Genomic DNA, 15451 nt, shown 5'->3' on the forward strand with positions numbered 1-15451 from the left:
GCGGCGGCCGTGCGGTCGAGCAGCCACAGCGTGCGCTCGGTGCCGTACGCGCCGGAGGCCGGCGCCTGCACCTCGCCCGGGCCGGACAGCGCGAGCGCCACCGCGTCCGCCTTGTCCTCGCCCGCCGCCAGCAGCCAGACCTCACGCGCCGCCCGGATCGCCGGGAGGGTGAGCGAGATCCGCACCGGCGGCGGCTTCGGCGAGCCCCGTACGCCGATCACGGTCAGGTCGGTCTCCCGCACGCCCGGGTGCTCCGGGAAGAGGGAGGCGACATGGGTGTCAGGACCGACCCCGAGCAGCAGCACGTCGAAGGCCGGGACGGCGAGACCGCTGCCCCCGCCGGCCGCCTTCGCCAGCTCCTCGGCGTACCGCGCGGCGGCGGCCTCCACGTCGGAGCCGTCGACGCCGTCCGAGGCCGGCATCTCGTGCACCCGGGCCGGGTCCAGCGGCAGCTGCGCCAGCAGCTCGGCCCGGGCCTGGACCGCGTTGCGGTCCGGGTCGGCGGCGGGGACGAAGCGCTCGTCGCCCCACCACAGGTCGACCAGTGCCCAGTCGACCGCGTCGCGCGCCGGGGAGGCGGCGACGGCGGCCAGCAGGGCGTTGCCGTTGCGGCCGCCGGTGAGCACCACCGAGGCGGTGCCGCGGGCGGCCTGGGCGTCCACGATCCGGGTGATCAGCCGGGCCGCGGTCGCCTGGGCCATCAGCTCCTTGTCGTGGTGCACGACGAGCTGCGGGGCGCCCCCGGTCACGATCCGCTCCGCTTGCGCGTGGCGGCCTTCTTCTCGGTGGCCTTCCCCGTGGCCGGCTTCGCGGCGGGCCCGGCCGCGGGCTTCTTCCCCGCCGCCTTGCCGGTACCGCCCGCGGCCACGTCGTCCGCGGCCGGCTGCTCGGCCACCGGCACCTTGGCGGTCACCCGCGCCGGGGCCGCCACCGCGGCGGCCACCGGCTCGGCCGGCGCCTTCGCGGCGGACGGCTCGCGCAGCCGGTCGACCGGCGTGCGGACGGCCGCCGCGTAGATGTCGTCCGGGTCGAGCCGGCGCAGCTCCTCCGCGATCAGCTCGGCGGTGTCCCGCCGCTTGAGCGCGACCATCCGGTCCGGCGCGCCGGGCATGGCCAGCGTGCCGAGCAGCCCGTCCGGCCGGTCCAGCGTGATGTCGCCGTCCTTGGCCCGCAGCCGGACCGCGGTGATGCCGGGGCCGGCCGTGACGACCCGCTCGACCGGGACCCGCAGCCGGGTGGTGAGCCACAGGCCGAGCAGTTCCACGCTGGGGTTGTAGGACTCGCCCTCGACCACCGCGGAGGTGATCGTGGCGGGCCGCTGGTCCAGCGCGGCGGCCAGCATCGAGCGCCAGCCGGTGATCCGGGTCCAGGCCAGGTCGGTGTCGCCGGGGGTGTAGCTGTCGGCCCGCTGGGCGAGCTGGTCGACCGGCGACTCGGCGGTGACCGCGTCGGTGATCCGGCGCTGGGCGAGTGCGCCGAGCGGGTCCTGGGCCGGGTTCTTCGGTGCGTTCTCCGGCCACCAGACCACCACGGGGGCGTCCGGCAGCAGCAGCGGCAGCACCACCGACTGGGCGTGCGAGACCAGTTCGCCGTGCATCCGCAGGATGACGGTCTCGCCGGAGCCGGCGTCGGTGCCGACCAGGACCTCGGCGTCCAGCCGGGTCTCGGCCCGGGCCCGGGGCGAGCGTCCGGCGCGCCGGATGACCGCCAGGATCCGCGAGGGGTGCTCGCGGGAGGCGTCGTTGGCGGCCTTGAGCGCGTCGTAGGCGCTGCCCTCGTCGGTGACGATGACGAGGGTGAGCACCATGCCGGCGGCGGTGGAGCCGCTGGCCCGGCGGGCGTCCATCAACGCAGCGTTGATCTTGCTGGACGTGGTGTTCGTCAGGTCGATCTTCATGGCCGCCGCCAGCTCCTGCCGTCTCGTGCGAGCATCTCGTCCGCCTCGGCCGGCCCCCAGGCCCCCGCGGGGTACTGCGCGGGCTTGCCGTGGGTGTCCCAGTAGTTCTCGATCGGATCGAGGATCCCCCAGGAGAGCTCGACCTCCTGGTGGCGCGGGAACAGGTTGGCGTCGCCGAGCAGCACGTCGAGGATGAGCCGCTCGTACGCCTCCGGGCTGGACTCGGTGAAGGACTCGCCGTAGGCGAAGTCCATCGTGACGTCCCGGACCTCGAAGGAGGTGCCCGGCACCTTGGAGCCGAACCGCACCGTGACGCCCTCGTCCGGCTGCACCCGGATCACCAGGGCGTTCTGCCCCAGCTCCTCGGTGGCGTAGGAGTCGAACGGCAGGTACGGGGCGCGCTGGAAGACCACCGCGATCTCGGTGACCCGGCGGCCCAGCCGCTTGCCGGTGCGCAGGTAGAACGGGACGCCCGCCCAGCGGCGGTTGTTGATCTCCAGCTTGATGGCGGCGTAGGTGTCGGTCTTGGACGCGGGGTTGATCCCGTCCTCCTCCAGGTAGCCGACCACCTCCTCGCCGCCCTGCCAGCCGGCCGTGTACTGGCCGCGCACGGTGTGCTTGCCGAGGTCCTCGGGGAGCTGGACGGCGCTGAGCACCTTGAGCTTCTCGGCGACCAGGGCCTTGGGGTGGAACGAGGCAGGCTCCTCGATGGCGGTGAGCGCCATCAGCTGGAGCAGGTGGTTCTGGATGACGTCCCGGGCCGAGCCGATGCCGTCGTAGTACCCGGCCCGGCCGCCGATCCCGATGTCCTCGGCCATGGTGATCTGCACGTGGTCGACGTACGACCGGTTCCAGATCGGCTCGAACATGGTGTTGGCGAAGCGGAGCGCCAGGATGTTCTGGACGGTCTCCTTGCCCAGGTAGTGGTCGATCCGGAAGACCTCGTCCCGGGGGAAGACCTCGTGGACGATCCGGTTCAGCTCCTGCGCGGTCTCCAGGTTGTGGCCGAACGGCTTCTCGATCACCGCGCGGCGCCAGGAGCCGGCCGGCGGGTCCGCCAGGCCGTGCTTCTTGAGCTGCTGCACCACGACCGGGAAGGCCTTCGGCGGCACCGACAGGTAGAAGGCGAAGTTGCCGCCGGTGCCCTGCGCCTCGTCGAGGTCCTCGATGGTCTTGCGCAGGGTGTCGAAGGCGTCGTCGTCCTCGAAGGTGCCCTGGACGAACCGCATGCCCTTGGCCAGCTGCTGCCAGACCTCCTCGCGGAATGGGGTCCTGGCGTGCTGCTTGACCGCGTCGTGGACCTCCTTGGCGAAGTCCTCGTCCTCCCACTCCCGCCGGGCGAAGCCGACCAGCGAGAAGCCCGGGGGCAGCAGGCCGCGGTTGGCCAGGTCGTAGATGGCCGGCATCAGCTTCTTGCGCGACAGGTCACCCGTCACGCCGAAGATCACCAGACCGGACGGTCCGGCGATCCGCGGCAGCCGGCGGTCGGCGGGGTCACGCAGCGGGTTGGCGGGGACGAGCAGGGGTTCGCCCTGGTCCGCCTCCGCCCCCTCGACATCCGGGTACGGCTGTGTGTTGCTCACGTGGTGGGCTCCGCTTCCAGTGCGATGGCGGTGAGCGGGGTCACTTCTCGTCGGCGAACGAGGCCAGCGACGCCGTGACGGTGTCGAGCAGTTCGTTCCAGGAGACCGCGAACTTCTCGACGCCCTCGTCCTCCAGCACCTGGACGACGTCGTCGTAGTCGACGCCGGCGGCGGCGATGGCGTCCATCACGGCCTTGGCGTCGGCGTAGTTGACGGTGATGGTGTCACCGGTGACCACGCCGTGGTCGTCGGTGGCGTCCAGGGTGGCCTCGGGCATGGTGTTGACGGTGCCCTGGGCGACCAGCTCGGTGACGTACAGGGTGTCCGGCAGGGCCGGGTCCTTGACGCCGGTGGAGGCCCACAGCGGGCGCTGCGGCTTGGCGCCGGCGGCCTCCAGGGCCTTCCAGCGGTCGGAGGAGAAGACCTCCTCGTACGCCTGGTAGGCGAGCCGGGCGTTGGCCAGCGCGGCCTTGGAGCGCAGCTCCTTGGCGTCGCCGCCGATCTTCTCCAGGCGCTTGTCGATCTCGGTGTCCACGCGGGAGACGAAGAACGAGGCGACGGACTCGATCGAGGACAGGTCCAGGCCGGCCGACTTGGCCTGCTCCAGACCGGTCAGGTAGGCGTCCATCACCGCGCGGTAGCGCGCCAGCGAGAAGATCAGCGTGACGTTGACGCTGATGCCCTTGGCGAGGACCGCGGTGATGGCGGGCAGGCCGGCCTCGGTGGCGGGGATCTTGATGAACACGTTCGGGCGGTCCACCAGCCACCACAGCTGCTTGGCCTCGGCCACGGTGGCCGCGGTCTCGTGGGCCAGGCGCGGGTCGACCTCGATGGAGACCCGGCCGTCGCGGCCGTTCGAGGCGTCGTAGACCGGGCGCAGCACGTCCGCGGCGTCGCGGACGTCGCTGGTGGTGATCATGCGGACGGCCTCGTCCGTGGTGACCTTGCGGACGGCGAGGTCCCGGAGCTGGCCCTGGTAGGCGGCGCTGCCGCCGCCGATGGCCTTCTGGAAGATGGTCGGGTTGGTGGTGACACCCACGACGTGCTTGCTCTGCACCAGCTCGGCCAGGTTCCCGCTGTTCAGCCGGTCGCGGCTGAGGTCGTCCAGCCAGATCGCCACGCCTTCGTCGGTGAGGCGCTTCAGTGCGTCGGTCATGGTGCTCAGTCCTCTTCTTCTTTTCGACTTCGTTCGTCTGCTGTGGGGTCGTCAGACGGGCCGGGGTACCCGCTGTGCGGTCGGGTACCCCGGCCCCGGCGGCGTTATCGGGAGACGGCCTCGACCGTGCGCAGCGAGGCGCGGGCCGCGCCCGCGACGGCCTCGGCGGTCAGGCCGAACTCCTGGAACAGCACCTTGTAGTCGGCGGAGGCGCCGAAGTGCTCCAGGCTGACGATCCGGCCGGCGTCGCCGACCAGCTCGCGCCAGCCCTGGGCGATGCCGGCCTCGACCGAGACGCGGGCGCGCACGTTGGGCGGCAGCACGGTGTCGCGGTAGGCCTGGTCCTGCTCGTTGAACCACTCGATCGACGGCATCGACACCACCCGGGTCGGGATGCCGTCGGCCTCCAGGGCCTCGCGGGCCTGGACGGCCAGCTGGACCTCGGAGCCGGTGCCGATCAGGATCACCTTCGGCGCCGCGCCGGAGGCCTCGGCCAGCACGTAGCCGCCCTTGGCGGTGCCCTCGGCGGAGGCGAACACCTCGCGGTCGAAGGTGGGCACGTTCTGGCGGGTGAGCGCCAGGCCGACCGGGCCGGGGTGGCTGGTGTGCCGCTCCAGCACGGTGCGCCAGGCGACCGCGGTCTCGTTGGCGTCGGCCGGGCGGACCATGGACAGGCCCGGGATGGCCCGCAGCGAGGCCAGGTGCTCGACCGGCTGGTGGGTCGGGCCGTCCTCGCCGAGGCCGATCGAGTCGTGCGTCCAGACGTAGGTGACCGGCAGCTTCATCAGGGCGGCCAGGCGCACGGACGGGCGCATGTAGTCGGCGAAGACCAGGAAGGTGCCGCCGAAGACGCGGGTGCGGCCGTGCAGCGCGATGCCGTTCATGGTGGAGCCCATGGCGTGCTCGCGGATGCCGAAGTGGATGGTGCGGCCGTAGGGGCTCGCGGACTTCAGCGGGTTGCCCTCGGGGAGGAAGGAGCTCTCCTCGTCGATGGTGGTGAGGTTGGACTCCGCGAGGTCGGCCGAGCCGCCCCACAGCTCCGGGATCACCGCGCCGAGCGCCTTGAGGGTCTCGCCGGACGCCTTGCGGGTGGCGACCTCCTTGCCCGCGGGGAAGGAGGGGACGGCCTTCTCCCAGCCGGCCGGCAGCTCGCCGACCTGGATCCGGTCGAAGTCGGCGGCGCGCTGCGGGTTGGCGGCGTGCCAGGCGTGGAAGCCCTGCTCCCACTCGGTGCGGGCGGCCTTGCCGCGCTGGATGACCTCGCGGGCGTGGTCGAGGACGGCCTCGGAGACCTCGAAGGTCTTCTCCGGCGAGAAGCCGAGGACCTTCTTGGTGGCGGCGATCTCGGCGTCGCCGAGCGCGGAGCCGTGCGCCTTGGCGGTGTTCTGGGCGTCCGGGGCCGGCCAGGCGATGATCGTGCGCATCGCGATGATCGACGGGCGCGAGGTCTCGGCCTTCGCCGCCTCGAGCGCCTCGGCGAGCGCGAAGACGTCGATGTCGCCGTCGGACTTCGGGGTGATCCGCTGCACGTGCCAGCCGTAGGCCTCGTAGCGGGCCAGCACGTCCTCGGAGAAGGCGGTCGCGGTGTCGCCCTCGATCGAGATGTGGTTGTCGTCGTAGAGCGCGACCAGGTTGCCCAGCTTCTGGTGGCCGGCCAGCGAGGACGCCTCGGCGGAGATGCCCTCCTCCAGGTCGCCGTCGGAGACGATGGCCCAGATGGTGTGGTCGAACGGCGAGGTGCCGGCCGGGGCCTCGGGGTCGAACAGGCCGCGCTCGTAGCGGGCCGCCATCGCCATGCCGACCGCGTTGCCGATGCCCTGGCCGAGCGGGCCGGTGGTGGTCTCCACGCCCGCGGTGTGACCGTGCTCGGGGTGGCCCGGGGTGCGGCTGCCGGCGACCCGGAAGGCCTTCAGGTCGTCCAGCGACAGGCCGTACCCGGACAGGAAGAGCTGGGTGTAGAGCGTCAGCGAGGTGTGCCCCGGGGACAGCACGAAGCGGTCGCGGCCGACCCAGGAGGGGTCGGTGGGGTCGTGGCGCAGGAACCGCTGGAAGATCACGTATGCCGCGGGGGCCAGCGACATCGCCGTGCCGGGGTGGCCGTTGCCAACCTTCTGCACGGCGTCCATGGCCAGGACCCGGGCGGTGTCCACAGCCCTCTGATCCAGTTCGGTCCACTCGAATACGTTCGGCGTCGTGCTCACCCTGACTCAGGGCTCCTTCCATAGTGAAGTGTGACCCCGTGAAGGGGACCGGGTCGGCCACGTCGCTGTGGACCAGACGTTTCGATGGTGCCGGTCACGGAGGGTTGATCCCGCTTCTGCGTGCGAGCCTACCGCCCTGGGGCCCCCTCACCCTGCGTGCCGGGAGCGGTGGGGATCCGGCGGGGGCGTCGCGCTCGGTCTCGTACCTGCGTCTTCGTCCTACCTTCACGGAAACTCCCCGGTCCCGCCCGTCCGAGGGGCAAGACGAGCGAGCCGTGAATTGCATATATAAGGGGCAAAACTCCTGTCCGGTCTGCGGTGATTCACCCGGCGGTGTGCGGTTCGGCTCGCCGGGGTACCCCGGGGCCGGTCGGGAGATATGGAGCGTCTAAGGTGGCGTGGTACGCGCAGAGCGGACGTATCGGCACCCACGGGTCCGGTGGGCGCCTGTGAAGGTTCATCGTGAGTTGGGGTGTTCGTGACCGCCGTCGAATCCCGCCCCGCCGGGGCGGTCGGAGCGACGCCTGCGCATCGGCCGTTCGGGGCCCGTGTCGGGGCCTTCGTCGCACTGACCAAACCCCGGATCATCGAGCTGCTGCTGATCACCACCGTGCCGGTGATGTTCCTGGCGCAGCGCGGGGTGCCCGATCCGCTGCTGGTGCTGTGGGTGGTGGTCGGCGGCTACCTGTCGGCCGGCGGCGCCAACGCGCTCAACATGTACATCGACCGCGACATCGACGCGGTGATGAGCCGCACCGAGCGGCGCCCGCTGGTGACCGGGATGGTCTCGCCGCGCGAGGCGCTGGTGTTCGGCATCGCGCTGGCGGTCGGCTCGACCGTCTGGCTCGGCCTGCTGGTCAACCCGCTGGCCTCGGCGCTGGCGCTCGGCGCGCTGCTGTTCTACGTCTTCGTGTACACCCTGGGCCTGAAGCGGCGCACCGCGCAGAACATCGTCTGGGGCGGCATCGCCGGCTGCATGCCGGTGTTCGTCGGCTGGGCCGCGGTGACGGACTCGCTGTCCTGGTCGGCGCTGGTGCTGTTCCTGGTGATCTTCTTCTGGACGCCGCCGCACTACTGGCCGCTGTCGATGAAGGTGCGCGAGGACTACGCCCGGGCCGGGGTGCCGATGCTCCCAGTGATCAAGGGCAACCTGGCGGTGGCCCGGCAGATCGTGGCGTACTCCTGGATCATGGTGGCGGTCTCGCTGGCGCTGTGGCCGCTGGCCGACACCAGCTGGCTGTACCCGGTCTCGGCCGTCGTGCTGGGCGCGGCCTGGCTCAAGGAGGCGCACGGCCTGCACGCCCGGGCCAAGGCCGGCGTGGTCGGCGCCAAGCTCAAGGAGATGCGGCTGTTCCACTGGTCGATCACCTACCTGACCCTGCTGTTCGTGGTCATCGCGGTCGACCCGTTCGTCAAGTAGCGCCCGCACCGCGAAGGGCCCCGCCGGTACGCCGGCGGGGCCCTTCGCGTGTGGTGGGCGGGGTCAGCGCGGCGGCAGCGTGCTCGGGCCGACGTGGCCGTCGAGCCAGTCCTTGAGCGGCTGCGAGGCCCGCAGGAACGCGGTGATCCGCCGGTACGCCTCCGGGGTGCCAAGCCAGTCGGCGGGCTCCCACTCCTGCCAGGCCACCAGGCCCTTGTTGCGCAGCAGGTCGATCCGCGGGTGGTCCTTGGGGTAGCCGCGCGGTGCGGTCTTCAACGGGTCGCGGCCGGTGACCCGCGGGCCGGCCTTCTCCACCCGGGCGATCACCCGTTCCAGCTCGCCGCCGGTGACGTCCTCGGCGACGGCCGCCCGGTAGCGCGCCAGCTGGTCGGAGGCCAGCTGGTACATGCCGTTGCCGCAGGCCAGGCCGTCGGCGGAGAGCTGGATGTAGCCGCCGGCCGTCAGGTATCCGCCGATGTGGGTCTTGTACGGCGCCTTGTCGGCGCTGAACCGGACGTCCCGGTTGGGGCGGAAGATCTTGCCGGGCCCGAACTCCGGCTCCAGCTGCTCCAGCAGCTCGGCCATCGGCTCGCGCACCGCGCGCTCGTACCGCTCCTTGTGGGCGCTCCAGTAGGCCTTCGAGTTGTCGGCCTCCAGCCGCTCGTAGAACTCCAGTGCCTCGTCCTGCCAGCCTTCGAAAGTCACCGGACCAGGCTATCGGCGCACCGTGTGGTCCGCCGCACACCGCGCTCCCGTCGCCAGTACGGCTACCGATCGGTAGCATGCGGGCATGACCAGCGCAGAGAACGCCACCACCGCCGCGCCCGACGCCCGCGCCGAGCGGCGGGCCAAGCGCATCGCCAAGCACCTCACCCGCTTCGCCGCCCAGCACGGCGGCAGCGCCGACGGCGTCGTCGAGTACGTCGGCCGCACGGCCACCCGGATCGTCGTGGTCGGCGCGGACGGCGCCTGGGGCGACCAGGTCGCCCCCACCCACGCCGTCGGCGTCCGGGCGGCCGAACTGGCCGGCCTGAAGCTGCACGACGACTTCGAGGGCGAGCTCGGCCTCAAGGTGCGCACCGGTGCCTACGAGTGGAAGCGGATGGCCGGCCTCCAGCTCGGCGGCTGACCGGACGCGAGAAGGGCCCCGAGCGGATGCTCGGGGCCCTTCGTCGTCCGCTCCGGCCGGGGCCGGGTGCGGTCAGACCGAGGCGGTCTGCGGGGCCGGCACGGGGGCCGCGGCGGCGCTCTCCCCGTCGGCCCGGGTGCACAGCGCGAGCGGGATCCGCAGGGCGGCGATCCAGGTCAGCGCGGCGCCCAGCATGTGCACCCCGACCATCAGCTCGGGGGCGTCGGTGAAGTACTGGACGAAGCCCAGCAGGCCCTGCAGCAGCAGGACCGCCATCAGGTCGCGGACCCGCGCGCGGGCGGCCGGCGGCGCCTTGACGGCGGCGAAGACGAAGATCACCGCGATGGTCAGGCCGACCGCGACGAAGGCCAGGTCGGCGTGGGCCTGGGCGAGCCGGTCGTAGTCCAGCGTGATCCGCCGGACCGGCTCGTCCATCGTCCCGGAGGACCCCGGGTGGTGGCCCGCGCCGGTCACCAGGGTGCCGGCCAGCACCAGCAGGCCGACCACCAGCACCAGCACCTTCGCCAGCCGCAGGATCGGCCCGGCGACCAGCGGCCGGGGCGCGCCGTCGCCCTCCTTCGACCGCTCCCACATCAGCACCGAGACCCAGACCAGCGCCATCGCCGCCACCATGTGCAGCGCGACCACGTACGGGTTGAGGTGCGTCAGCACGGTGATGCCGCCGATCACGGCGTTGCTCATCACCAGCCAGAACTGCGCCCAGCCGAGCCGGGTCAGGCCGCGCCGCCAGGTGGCCGCGCAGCGGGCCGCCAGGGTGGCCCAGGCGATGGCCCCGCACAGCACGTAGGTGAGCATCCGGTTGGTGAACTCGATGACCCCGTGCAGGCCCAGCTCGGGCGTCGGGGTCAGGCTCTCGCCGGTGCAGCGGGGCCAGGTGGTGCAGCCGAGGCCGGAGGCGGTGAGCCGGACGGCGCCGCCGGTCACCACGATGACCACGCTCATCACCAGCGCGGCCAGCGCCGCCCGCCGGACGGTCTCGGCGGACGGGTGCCAGCGGTCGGCGAGGAGGGAGGAGGGGGTACGCACCCGTTCATCCTAGGTGCGCTTACGGCCGATCTTGGGGCGGGGCGGCCGACGGCGGGAGCAGTGCCGCAGAACGGACTACCGGTGCGGATCGGACATCGGCCCGGTCGGAACCCGCGGCCGGTCGGCGGACGGGAATCGTGCCCGATCTTCCATGATTCATTTCCGGTTCGGCCCGGTTCCGTCCGAGGTCTATCCGAAAGGACATCGGGTGTGGTGAGGTCGGCGCACGATTCTGGCCACTCGGCTGAAATGAGGAACAGAGCATGGCAGGGCAGCGACGGATATCCGGCGGCCTGGTCGCCGCGGCGGCCGGTATCGGCCTGGTGGCACCGCTGGTGCTGGCGGGCACCGCCTCGGCACACACCAGCAGGACGGGCATCACCTGCGACAAGGTCACCGTCGATCTGACGGCCTACAACGCGAAGAGCAGCAACACCGTCACCCTGGTCATCGGCGCCGACACGGTGCTCGACAAGGTGGCCTTCGGCGGCTCCTTCCAGCAGGAGTTCAAGGTGGCGGCGCACACCGCCGACGTCACCGCGACCCTGACCGTCCGGACCGACGAGGACAAGGACGGCAAGAAGGGCTGGAGCTTCACCAAGCAACTGGTCGCGCACGAGTGCCCGGTGTCCCCCTCGACCCCGCCGAGCACCCCGCCCAGCACCCCGCCGACCGGCCACTCGTCGACGCCGAGCACCTCGACGCCGCCGACCGGCACGCCCGGCACCAGCCCCGCGGGCACCCCCAGCGCCTCCCCGACCGGGCCGCAGCTGGCCTCGACCGGCGGCGGCAGCAACGCGGGCGTCCTCGCGGCCGCCGGCGTCGGCGTGATCGCGGTCGGCGGCGGCGTCCTGTTCGCGCTCCGCCGCCGTCCGTCGCGCCGTCACTGACGCGACGTCACTCCCAGCGGAAGAACCGGCCGGCTGCGCCCAGCCCCAGGACGGCCCAGACGGACAGGATCCCCAGATCCGCCCAGGGCACCGAGCCCCCGTACTGGAGGACTGAGCGCAGCCCGTCGGACAGCGCGCTGATCGGCAGCAGTTCCAGCACCGGCCGCACCGCCGACGGGAACTTCGACAGCGGCACCACCACCCCGCCGGCCAGCAGCAGCAGGACGAACACCAGGTTGGCCGCGGCCAGCGTGGCCTCCGCGCGCAGCGTGCCGGCCATCAGCAGGCCGAGGCCGGAGAAGGCCGCGGTGCCGAGCGCCAGCAGGGCCAGCACCCCGAGCGGGTTGCCGTGCGGGGACCAGCCCAGCGCCAGCGCCACCGCCGACAGCAGCAGCACCTGCAGCACCTCGGTCACCAGCACGCAGCCGGTCTTCGCGGTGAGCAGCGCCCAGCGCGGCAGCGGGGTCGACCCGAGCCGCTTGAGGACGCCGTAGCGGCGCTCGAAGCCGGTGGCGATGGCCTGGCCGGTGAACGCGGTGGACAGCACGGCGAGCGCCAGCAGCCCGGGGGCCAGGAAGTCGACCCGCTCGCCGGGGCCCTCCACGGCGACCACGTCGACGGCGCTGAACAGCACCAGCAGCACGGTCGGGATGATCACGGTCAGCAGCAGCTGCTCGCCGTTGCGCAGCAGCATCCGGGTCTCCAGCGCGGTCTGCGCCAGCAGCATCCGGCCGACCGGGGCGCCGCCCGGCCGCGGTTCGTACGTGGTCACGAGCGCAGCTCCCGTCCGGTCAGCTCCAGGAAGACGTCCTCGAGGCTGCGCCGCCCGACGGCCAGCCGTTCCGGCATCACGCCGGCCTCGGCGCACCAGGCCGTGACGGTGGCCAGCAGCCGGGGGTCCACCGGTGCCTGGACGCGGTAGCTGCCGGGGACGGGCTCGCTCGCGTCGGCGCCGTCGGGCAGCACCTTGCGCAGGCCGGACAGGTCGAGTCCGGGCGGGCCGTCGAACCGCAGGGTGCTCTCGGCGCCGCCGCGGCAGAGTTCCTCGGGGCTGCCCGCGGCGATCACCCGGCCGTGGTCGACGATGGCGACCGCGTCGGCGAGCTGCTCGGCCTCGTCCATGTGATGGGTGGTCACCACCACGGTGACGCCGTCCCGGCGCAGTTCGCGCACCAGCTCCCAGGTGGCGCGCCGGGCCTGCGGGTCGAGGCCGGCGGTGGGCTCGTCCAGGAAGACCAGCTCGGGGCGGCCGACCACGGCCATCGCCAGCGCGAGGCGCTGCTGCTGGCCGCCGGAGAGGCGGCGGTAGGCGGTGCGGCCGCAGGAGCCGAGACCGAGCCGTTCGACCAGCGGGGCGACCGGGAGCGGGTCGGCGTACAGCTTGGCGGTGTGCTTCAGCATCTCGACGGCGCGCGCGCCGGCGTACACGCCGCCCGACTGGAGCATCACGCCGATCCGCGGCCGGAGCCGGGCGGCGTCAGCGACCGGGTCGAGGCCGAGCACCCGCACGGTGCCGGCGTCGGGGCGGCGGTAGCCCTCGCAGATTTCGACGGTGGTGGTCTTGCCGGCTCCGTTGGGGCCGAGCACGGCGGTGACCGTGCCGCGGGGGATGGCCAGGTCGAGACCGTTCACGGCGGTCTTGTCGCCGTACCGTTTGACCAGCCCGGCCACCTCGACGGCGGGTTCGTAGCGCATACCGGGGAGTCTAAGAGGGCGGCCCCGGGACCCGGTGCACCGCCCCGGAGTGATCGAACTCCCAGGTCAGGTAAGGCTTACCTGCGTGATTGAAGCCACGGGTGAGGCGTGGATCACGGCTTGTCGTTCCGGAAGGAATTACGCAACAATCGTGTTGTGAAATACATGCGCGAGCACGCCCAGGAGTCGGAGGCCGCCACGGCCGCCGGCGCCGCCGTGCCCGCGCCCGCGACGGAAGCCCTGGTGGACGGGCATCGGGCGACCCGGGACCGGGTCGCCCGCTCGATCCTCGACCACGGGCCCTCCTCCGCCGCGGACCTGGCCAGCCGCCTCGGGCTGACCGCCGCCGCGGTCCGCCGGCACCTGGACTCGCTGGCCGCCGCCGGTCTGGTGGAGTCCCGGGAGCAGCGGGTCTACGGCAGCCGCGGCCGGGGTCGTCCGGCCAAGGTGTTCGCCCTGACCGAGTGCGGCCGGGACGCCTTCTACCAGGCCTACGACCAGCTCGCGGCCGACGCGCTGCGCTGGATCTCGGACGCGGTGGGCGGCGGCAAGGCGGGCGAGGAGGCGGTCGCCGCCTTCGCCCGGGCCCGCTTCCTGAAGCAGGGCGAGCGGTACCAGCGGGTGCTGGCCGAGGCGGCGGACGGCATGCGTGCCGAGGCGCTCGCCGAGGCGCTGAGCGCCGACGGGTACGCTGCGACGGTGCGGCGGGTGCCCGCGGCGTCGGCGGCCAAGGCGCCGGTCGGCGCCCAGCTCTGCCAGCACCACTGCCCGGTGGCGCACATCGCCGAGCAGTTCCCGCAGCTGTGCGAGGCGGAGACCGAGGTCTTCTCCCGGCTGCTGGGCACCCATGTGCAAAGGCTGGCCACCATCGCCCACGGCGACGGGGTCTGCACCACCTATGTGCCGGCACCCGGTGCCGCACCGTCCTCCGCCCGTGGGCGGGGGCCCGGTGCCGTGCCGACTGTCGGTACGTCCCCCAACGAATCGGCTCGTCCGCGCGGAGGAACCTCGCATGACTGACATCGCACACCCGGAGCTCGAGGGCCTGGGCACCTACGAGTACGGCTGGTCGGACTCCGACGCCGCGGGTGCCGTCGCCAAGCGCGGCCTCAGCGAGGACGTCGTCCGGGACATCTCGGCGAAGAAGAACGAGTCCGAGTGGATGCTGAACCTGCGGCTCAAGGGCCTCAAGCTGTTCGGCAAGAAGCCCATGCCGACCTGGGGCTCGGACCTCAGCGGGATCGACTTCGACAACATCAAGTACTTCGTCCGCTCGACCGAGAAGCAGGCCGAGTCCTGGGAGGACCTGCCCGCCGACATCAAGGCGACGTACGACAAGCTGGGCATCCCGGAGGCGGAGAAGCAGCGCCTGGTCGCCGGTGTCGCCGCGCAGTACGAGTCCGAGGTCGTCTACCACCAGATCCGCGAGGACCTGGAGGAGCAGGGCGTCATCTTCCTGGACACCGACACCGCGCTCAAGGAGCACCCGGAGCTCTTCAAGGAGTACTTCGGCACCGTCATCCCGGTGGGTGACAACAAGTTCGCCTCGCTGAACACCGCGGTGTGGTCCGGCGGATCGTTCATCTACGTGCCGAAGGGCGTGCACGTCGACATCCCGCTGCAGGCCTACTTCCGGATCAACACCGAGAACATGGGCCAGTTCGAGCGGACGCTGATCATCGTCGACGAGGACGCCTACGTCCACTACGTCGAGGGCTGCACCGCCCCGATCTACTCCTCGGACTCGCTGCACTCCGCGGTCGTGGAGATCATCGTCAAGAAGGGCGGCCGCTGCCGCTACACGACCATCCAGAACTGGTCGAACAACGTCTACAACCTGGTCACCAAGCGCGCCGTGGCGTACGAGGGCGCGACCATGGAGTGGGTCGACGGCAACATCGGCTCCAAGGTGACCATGAAGTACCCGGCCGTGTACCTGATGGGCGAGCACGCCAAGGGCGAGACCCTGTCGATCGCCTTCGCGGGCGAGGGCCAGCACCAGGACGCCGGCGCCAAGATGGTGCACATGGCGCCGAACACCTCCTCCAACATCGTCTCCAAGTCGGTGGCGCGCGGCGGCGGCCGGACCTCCTACCGCGGTCTGATCGAGATCGGCGAGGGCTCCAAGGGCGCCAAGTCCAACGTGCTCTGCGACGCGCTGCTGGTCGACACCGTCTCCCGCTCGGACACCTACCCGTACGTCGACGTCCGCGAGGACGACGTGTCGATGGGCCACGAGGCGACCGTCTCCAAGGTCAGCGAGGACCAGCTCTTCTACCTGATGAGCCGCGGCATGACCGAGTTCGAGGCGATGGCGATGATCGTCCGCGGCTTCGTCGAGCCGATCGCGCGCGAGCTGCCGATGGAGTACGCGCTGGAGCTGAACCGGCTGATCGAGCTGCAGATGGAGGGCTCCGTCGGCTGACGTCCGGC

Annotated in this window: 14 protein-coding genes; 5 read left to right on the forward strand and 9 right to left on the reverse strand. The window is 72.1% G+C overall.

Going from position 1 to position 15451, the window contains the following annotated elements; all coding sequences use genetic code 11:
* The 5 genes from pgl to tkt all read right to left on the reverse strand — a co-directional run.
* Nucleotides 1–701, reverse strand: a 701-nt coding sequence (pgl, locus tag AA75_RS13250) for a 6-phosphogluconolactonase (RefSeq protein WP_051812272.1), incomplete at its 3' end; no start/stop codon positions are given.
* 44 nt (nucleotides 702–745) lie between these two features.
* Nucleotides 746–1897: a glucose-6-phosphate dehydrogenase assembly protein OpcA gene (gene opcA / locus AA75_RS13255; RefSeq protein ID WP_033820154.1), complete on the reverse strand. Its 1152-nt coding sequence runs from the start codon at nucleotides 1895–1897 to the stop codon at nucleotides 746–748.
* The gene (gene zwf / locus AA75_RS13260) at nucleotides 1894–3420 is read right to left on the reverse strand and encodes a glucose-6-phosphate dehydrogenase (protein ID WP_033820187.1); all 1527 of its coding nucleotides are present in this window, start codon (nucleotides 3418–3420) and stop codon (nucleotides 1894–1896) included. Before zwf ends, opcA begins: the two co-directional genes overlap by 4 nt.
* Before the next feature lie 100 nt (nucleotides 3421–3520).
* The gene (gene tal, locus AA75_RS13265; RefSeq protein ID WP_033820155.1) at nucleotides 3521–4636 is read right to left on the reverse strand and encodes a transaldolase; all 1116 of its coding nucleotides are present in this window, start codon (nucleotides 4634–4636) and stop codon (nucleotides 3521–3523) included.
* Between the two features lie 104 nt (nucleotides 4637–4740).
* A complete protein-coding gene (tkt, locus tag AA75_RS13270; RefSeq protein ID WP_033820156.1) occupies nucleotides 4741–6837 on the reverse strand; it encodes a transketolase in 2097 nt (698 codons plus the stop codon).
* 478 nt (nucleotides 6838–7315) lie between these two features.
* Between tkt and AA75_RS13275 the strand changes: the two genes are divergently transcribed.
* Nucleotides 7316–8257 (forward strand): heme o synthase, encoded by a 942-nt coding sequence (locus AA75_RS13275; protein ID WP_033820188.1) that lies wholly within the window; start codon nucleotides 7316–7318, stop codon nucleotides 8255–8257.
* Nucleotides 8258–8320: 63 nt separating this feature from the next.
* On the opposite strand, the gene AA75_RS13280 is transcribed toward AA75_RS13275, so the two are convergent.
* On the reverse strand, nucleotides 8321–8962 hold the full coding sequence (locus tag AA75_RS13280; protein ID WP_033820157.1) for a DUF2461 domain-containing protein: 642 nt from the start codon (nucleotides 8960–8962) through the stop codon (nucleotides 8321–8323).
* 85 nt (nucleotides 8963–9047) lie between these two features.
* Between AA75_RS13280 and AA75_RS13285 the strand changes: the two genes are divergently transcribed.
* Nucleotides 9048–9386 carry a hypothetical protein gene (locus AA75_RS13285; protein WP_033820158.1) on the forward strand — a complete coding sequence of 113 codons (339 nt, stop codon included), beginning with the start codon at nucleotides 9048–9050 and terminating at the stop codon, nucleotides 9384–9386.
* Between the two features lie 72 nt (nucleotides 9387–9458).
* Here AA75_RS13285 and AA75_RS13290 read toward each other — a convergent pair whose 3' ends face one another.
* Nucleotides 9459–10433, reverse strand: coding sequence for a heme A synthase (locus AA75_RS13290; RefSeq protein ID WP_033820159.1), 975 nt, complete (start codon nucleotides 10431–10433; stop codon nucleotides 9459–9461).
* Between the two features lie 263 nt (nucleotides 10434–10696).
* Here AA75_RS13290 and AA75_RS13295 point away from each other — a divergent pair, with 263 nt between their 5' ends.
* Nucleotides 10697–11323, forward strand: a complete 627-nt coding sequence (locus AA75_RS13295; RefSeq protein ID WP_033820160.1) for an LPXTG cell wall anchor domain-containing protein — start codon at nucleotides 10697–10699, stop codon at nucleotides 11321–11323.
* A 7-nt stretch (nucleotides 11324–11330) separates the two neighbouring features.
* Here AA75_RS13295 and AA75_RS13300 read toward each other — a convergent pair whose 3' ends face one another.
* Both AA75_RS13300 and AA75_RS13305 read right to left on the reverse strand, forming a co-directional pair.
* Nucleotides 11331–12050: an ABC transporter permease gene (locus AA75_RS13300; RefSeq protein ID WP_051812274.1), complete on the reverse strand. Its 720-nt coding sequence runs from the start codon at nucleotides 12048–12050 to the stop codon at nucleotides 11331–11333.
* Between the two features lie 41 nt (nucleotides 12051–12091).
* The gene (locus tag AA75_RS13305; protein WP_033820162.1) at nucleotides 12092–13018 is read right to left on the reverse strand and encodes an ABC transporter ATP-binding protein; all 927 of its coding nucleotides are present in this window, start codon (nucleotides 13016–13018) and stop codon (nucleotides 12092–12094) included.
* Between the two features lie 165 nt (nucleotides 13019–13183).
* Between AA75_RS13305 and AA75_RS13310 the strand changes: the two genes are divergently transcribed.
* Both AA75_RS13310 and sufB read left to right on the forward strand, forming a co-directional pair.
* The gene (locus AA75_RS13310; RefSeq protein WP_149038106.1) at nucleotides 13184–14038 is read left to right on the forward strand and encodes a metalloregulator ArsR/SmtB family transcription factor; all 855 of its coding nucleotides are present in this window, start codon (nucleotides 13184–13186) and stop codon (nucleotides 14036–14038) included.
* Nucleotides 14031–15443 carry a Fe-S cluster assembly protein SufB gene (gene sufB, locus AA75_RS13315; protein ID WP_033820163.1) on the forward strand — a complete coding sequence of 471 codons (1413 nt, stop codon included), beginning with the start codon at nucleotides 14031–14033 and terminating at the stop codon, nucleotides 15441–15443. Before AA75_RS13310 ends, sufB begins: the two co-directional genes overlap by 8 nt.
* The last annotated feature ends 8 nt before the right edge of the window (nucleotides 15444–15451 follow it).

The sequence above is a fragment of the Kitasatospora sp. MBT63 genome, assembly GCF_000710465.2.
Classification (GTDB): domain Bacteria; phylum Actinomycetota; class Actinomycetes; order Streptomycetales; family Streptomycetaceae; genus Kitasatospora.

Excerpts from the sequence above, each read along its gene's own strand:
- opcA (WP_033820154.1), bottom strand. The coding sequence starts at position 1,897 with ATGAAGATCGACCTGACGAACACCACGTCCAGCAAGATCAACGCTGCG.
- tal (WP_033820155.1), bottom strand. The coding sequence starts at position 4,636 with ATGACCGACGCACTGAAGCGCCTCACCGACGAAGGCGTGGCGATCTGG.
- AA75_RS13285 (WP_033820158.1), top strand. The coding sequence starts at position 9,048 with ATGACCAGCGCAGAGAACGCCACCACCGCCGCGCCCGACGCCCGCGCC.
- AA75_RS13295 (WP_033820160.1), top strand. The coding sequence starts at position 10,697 with ATGGCAGGGCAGCGACGGATATCCGGCGGCCTGGTCGCCGCGGCGGCC.
- AA75_RS13300 (WP_051812274.1), bottom strand. The coding sequence starts at position 12,050 with ATGCTGCTGGCGCAGACCGCGCTGGAGACCCGGATGCTGCTGCGCAAC.
- AA75_RS13305 (WP_033820162.1), bottom strand. The coding sequence starts at position 13,018 with ATGCGCTACGAACCCGCCGTCGAGGTGGCCGGGCTGGTCAAACGGTAC.
- AA75_RS13310 (WP_149038106.1), top strand. The coding sequence starts at position 13,184 with ATGCGCGAGCACGCCCAGGAGTCGGAGGCCGCCACGGCCGCCGGCGCC.
- sufB (WP_033820163.1), top strand. The coding sequence starts at position 14,031 with ATGACTGACATCGCACACCCGGAGCTCGAGGGCCTGGGCACCTACGAG.